4 protein-coding genes and 1 pseudogene are annotated in these 3,656 nt (G+C 33.7%); all 5 read right to left on the reverse strand.

Translation table 11 applies throughout. The features are described 5' to 3' along the window. A pseudogene (locus KA830_RS13760) lies at window positions 1–288 on the reverse strand (JAB domain-containing protein); the annotation flags it as partial. A 50-nt stretch (window positions 289–338) separates the two neighbouring features. Continuing rightward, entirely contained in the window at window positions 339–845 is a 507-nt protein-coding gene (locus KA830_RS12860; protein ID WP_046207794.1) for a DUF1643 domain-containing protein, read from the reverse strand. A gap of 15 nt (window positions 846–860) precedes the next feature. Then, the gene (locus KA830_RS12865; RefSeq protein WP_046207795.1) at window positions 861–1,172 is read right to left on the reverse strand and encodes a DUF960 family protein; all 312 of its coding nucleotides are present in this window, start codon (window positions 1,170–1,172) and stop codon (window positions 861–863) included. A gap of 95 nt (window positions 1,173–1,267) precedes the next feature. Beyond that, complete coding sequence (locus KA830_RS12870) at window positions 1,268–1,606, reverse strand: SAUGI family uracil-DNA glycosylase inhibitor (RefSeq protein WP_046207796.1); 339 nt, start codon at window positions 1,604–1,606, stop codon at window positions 1,268–1,270. 472 nt (window positions 1,607–2,078) lie between these two features. Then, a partial coding sequence (gene ccrB, locus KA830_RS12875; protein ID WP_210134292.1) for a cassette chromosome recombinase CcrB occupies window positions 2,079–3,656 on the reverse strand: 1,578 nt, incomplete at its 5' end.

The raw sequence follows: 3,656 nt of genomic DNA on the forward strand, positions 1-3,656 counted from the left end.
GGATACTATGTTTAATACATCTCCACTTGGATGGTTATGTCCTAGCATAATACTGTTGGCGTTACTGAGCATCGCTGTTTTGAATGTTTCTCTGGGGTGAATCACTGTTTAGTTAATAGAACCTATCGATAGTGTTTGAATATGTGTAGTTTCGTTTTTACTATTCATACATATAAGTATGAGATGTTCTCGATCACTGTTTCCAATGAATGAACGCATAATTTCTGTCGCATCCCCAGGGTTTGAAATACGATTTTTTAGGTAATTTAATGTATCTGTTTTTATCATTTGTAGTGAAACAATATTGATTTCTTACATCGTTTACCTCCATATATGGGTTATGCTTTCAAAGTCCATTTCTGTCTTGCTTTTGGATTAAGGGGGTGCATAATTTCATTGGTTACTGGGTTCATGAGTTGTTTCACTTTCGTCTTATGTGGTTTCAACATCTCTAATACTTCATTGACACGTGCTTCAACAACGGGCTTTTTAGCGTAAGCACCCCAGGCTAATATTACTTCATCCGATTCTTTCACTGCCTTCATAATTTGAATATCGGTATGATTATCATAGGCGTTTTCTAGATGTTTGAGATTGAGGGGTGTTGTAATATTGGAATATAGATTCACAAAATTGATTGAGCCAAATGCATCCATTTCTGAAACTTTGTTCATAATGAGCTGAGTTGTTAAGTCTATACTAAGAAGGCCCATAAAATTTGGATACATTGTAATGATTGTAAGTGTTTGTTTTTCACTGTCCCATGTTTTCTTAAGTAGATAGCGATGTTGTTGGTCATCACTGAATATGGCTTCAGTTTCTAATGTATTTTTTATTGTTTTCATGTAATATTCACTCCTCTAGTATTCTTCTGGTAATAACATGACATAATAAGAAAGGCCTACATCATCTTCACGAATAATGTAGACCTTATTGATATTGATAGGTTGATTGATATTTGCCTTTTGAGTTTTCACATACGCTGGTCGTTCTTGTTTGTGTTTGATATATAATTGATTGCGATGTTTATTAAACTGGAATATATGAAAATAATCTACTGAAGTATTATCTTTGGTTTGTTCTTGTTCTCGCTCAGAAACGAGTTGCCATAATTGGTGTTGTAAGTTAATAGGTAAGTTGTTGGCGATACCACGTGTTATATATCTATTCATAAGCGTTTTCCTTTCGTTCTGATTCTTTCATCCAAATGATAATTTCACTAAGAATTGTAATGACGAGTTGTGTAATTTTGATGTATTTATGCATATTATTGTCCTCCTGTTAGTAAGTATCGTTGATCCAAAAGGGGCATGATAGTGTTGTGTAGATATAAGAAATCCATATCGTGATTTTCATCAATATAACCGATAGCTATGAGTTGTTTCTGATAATAGAGAATGAAGGGATAGATATTACTTTCGTGAAGTGTGTCAGAGTAGTAGGTATTAGTCTGTAGTATTTTATTACTAAGTGGACCAAGTCTTACGTATTGTTCAGGTAGAATATCATCAGCGATTTCTTCGATGGATTCACATTCCCATTTTTCATCCCTTGGCAGATTGAATAAGTTGGTTATATAGTGCTTGAGTTGTTGTTCTAGTGTCATTGTTATGACCTCCTAATGTATTTGATGGATGTATGCATGTGATACATCATTTTGATAATATAAGTTTGAAATACCATTTGTTTCGCCAGGAAATCCCACTGAAATACAGAAAAGATCCCAATCGAAAGTCGTCACAATTGTTGATATGACAAGGAAATCCCGTTATCCCGCTCATTTCTCGGGAAATATAGCTATATATTTATATATCATTTGGATTTGGTGGTGTTATTACGAGTTACTTTTTTTTTTATATTATTTATTTATAAATAATAACGGGATTTTGGGATTACGCTTGCGTAATCCTTCTCCTACATGAAGTTAGCCAATCCCGTTACTATCCCACTTACATTTTATTTTGGGATGTTCTTTCGTCATATCAATATAAGCTTCACATTGAGTTATGACTGCTTAGGTTGCTGAAGATGTTTATTAGATAGGTGTTATTGAATGACGAAAGGACAGTACATAGATATTAGATTTGAAGAAAGAGTGTTTGAGGCAAAAATAAAGACGAAGTGCTGAGGAGCACTTCGTCTAGATTATTATTATTGAAAAGTTGTTTAATAATTTCATTATTAAGTTTTAGTGTAACGTAGAATTGCTTTTTATGATTCTCATCTTTACGAATGTCAATACGGTCAATAACCGTTAGGTACAAAGCTTTGAGCTGTGATTTATCCATGGATTCTATATTTTGAAAGATTCGTTGTAATAGGACAGCGATTTGTTTCGTATCGTAAGATGGTTTCTCTTGATTTTGTTGGTGCTTGAGTTGATTCATTTGATTTGTAATGTCATTGAGTTGTGTTTCATATTGATGAATGGTTGGTTTGAGTGCAGATGTTAAGTCTGGATTATCTTCGATGGTTTGAATTAGATTTTTTAGTTTAGTGTTTATTTCATCAAATTGTTGTTGCTTATATGCGATATCATGGTTAAGTGCATCCATACCAATTTGACTATCTTGATTAACACGTTCGACAACTTGTGTGAGAACTTTATCACTTTTGACAATTTCGAGTATTTGATCCATGACGTATTTTTCAATCACATCAGCTCTAACGCTATTCGCAGAACATACTTTTGAGCCTTTGTTTCGAAAGTTACTACAAGAATAATAGCGTATTCGCTTCTTAGTACCATCTTTCAATGTGTTCGTTGTGTTACTAGCTGCCATTGGTGCACCACATTGTGGGCAGTGAATAATACCTGTTAATAGATTGGTTCCTTTTCCATGAACTTGAGGTTTTTGACTGACCTGTTTTTTGCGTGATTGGACTTTATCCCATAATTCTTGACTAATAATAGGAGGGTGTTTACCATCAGCTATAATAGGTTTATCATTCAGTCCTTTACGACGCTTTTCATTCCAATCTTTGTACTTCGCAAATTGAATTTTACCAATATAGAATGGGTTTGAGAGAATATAAGTAACAGCTGAAATACTAAATGGATTGCCTTTCTTAGTGACATAACCTTTATGATTGAGTGCATTGGCTATTTTACGATAACCATGACCTTTGGCATAAGATTCAAAGATATATTTAACGATGTTAGCTTCATGTTGATTAATAATTAATTCTTTTTTATTATCAGGTATGTTATTATATCCTAATGGAAGATTGCCTTGATAATAGCCCTCTAAAGCTCTTTGATGTTGTCCGGTGTAAATGTTCTCTAAAATTGTATTTCTTTCAAATTCGGAAAAACTTGCAAGTATCTGGAGCATTAACTTACCTGTTGAATTTTTGACTTCCATGCGTTCAGACAAGCTAAAAAATTCAACATTTTGACGATGAAGTTCTTCGACGATTGTAAGTAAATCGGAAGTATTACGTGCCAAACGATTTGTTTTATAAACCATAACACAGTCTAATTTTCCATTTTTAGCATCATTTAACATGCGCTGTAATTCAGGACGGTTCATAGATTTTCCTGATATACCCCGATCTGCATATATATCAACGAGTTCATAGCCGTTAAATTGGCAATATTGCTCTATTTGTGTAATTTGCCCCTCGATGCTATAACCCTCTACTTGTCTCTCTGT

Source organism: Staphylococcus sp. GDY8P119P (genome assembly GCF_017892075.1).
In the GTDB taxonomy this organism is placed as follows: Bacteria; Bacillota; Bacilli; order Staphylococcales; family Staphylococcaceae; genus Staphylococcus; species Staphylococcus ureilyticus.